We start from the raw sequence: 911 nt of genomic DNA, 5'->3' as shown, positions 1-911 counted from the left end.
GGAGGTCTGGATGGTGAAGGCTTTGGCGTAGGCGTTCTCCCAGTCGAGGACGACGCGGGAGATCGTCGCGCTCGCTCCGAGATCGACCTGCAGCCACTGGGGATCGCTGAACAGGCTGGACCAGCGGGTGCCGGTGCGGTCTCCGTCGAAGGCCGCCGCCGCGCCCCAGGCGGCCCCCTCCGACGAGGAGGCCGTCGCCGGCCTGTTCTGCGAGAGCAGGATGTCAGCCGCCCGGGCCGGGGTGGCGGGCACCAGGCCGGACAGGACCAGGACCAGGGCCGCCAGGGCGGCGACGACCATGCCTGGGCTGCGAGTGGGATGCACGACCTCTCCTAGGTGCGGCGGCGGGATCGGGAGAGCGCTCTCCGGGACCTGAGGGTCCCTCAGTCGCGGAGGCGCGTCAAGGCCCATCTCTTCACCCGCCGGAAACCCGATGCTCACAGCCCCGAAACCGACACTCCGGCAGCCGGTCCCGACGGCCCGTGCGGCGGGCCCGCCCTTGACAGGGCTCACCTGAGAGGTCACGCTCGGAGAGCGCTCTCCGTCCATCACCCTCCGGCTGTCCGAAGGAGAGACCCCCCATGCATCCGTCCAGAAGCCCGGTCCGGCTTCCCCTGTGGCCGGTCGTGATCGCGCTGGCCGCCCTGTTCGCGGCCTGCCTCGCCGCCGTCAGCCCCGCCCTCGCGGCCGACGCCCTGCTCTCGGAGGGACGGACGGCCACGGCCTCCTCCACCCAGGGCGCGGGCTACGGCGCCGGGGCCGCCTTCGACGGCAGCCGCGACACCCGCTGGTCCAGCGCCGCCGCCGACCCGCAGTGGCTGCAGGTCGATCTCGGAGCGAGCGCGACGATCTCCCGCGTCGTCCTCGACTGGGAGAACGCCTACGCCAAAGCCTTCACCATCCAGACCTCC

The 911-nt window shown here is 72.7% G+C and carries 2 protein-coding genes; one reads left to right on the top strand and one right to left on the bottom strand.

Going from position 1 to position 911, the window contains the following annotated elements; translation table 11 throughout:
* Positions 1-324, bottom strand: a 324-nt coding sequence (locus FAF44_RS53360; protein ID WP_237111146.1) for a discoidin domain-containing protein, incomplete at its 3' end; no start/stop codon positions are given.
* Positions 325-581: 257 nt separating this feature from the next.
* On the opposite strand from FAF44_RS53360, the gene FAF44_RS53355 reads away from it, so the two are divergent.
* Positions 582-911: discoidin domain-containing protein (locus tag FAF44_RS53355; RefSeq protein WP_237111145.1), on the top strand; the 330-nt coding region annotated here is incomplete at its 3' end.

Source organism: Nonomuraea sp. MG754425 (assembly GCF_021699195.1).
Classification (GTDB): Bacteria; Actinomycetota; Actinomycetes; order Streptosporangiales; family Streptosporangiaceae; genus Nonomuraea.
The sequence above is the reverse complement of the archived record's forward strand: the minus strand, read 5'-3'. Positions and strand labels throughout refer to the sequence as shown.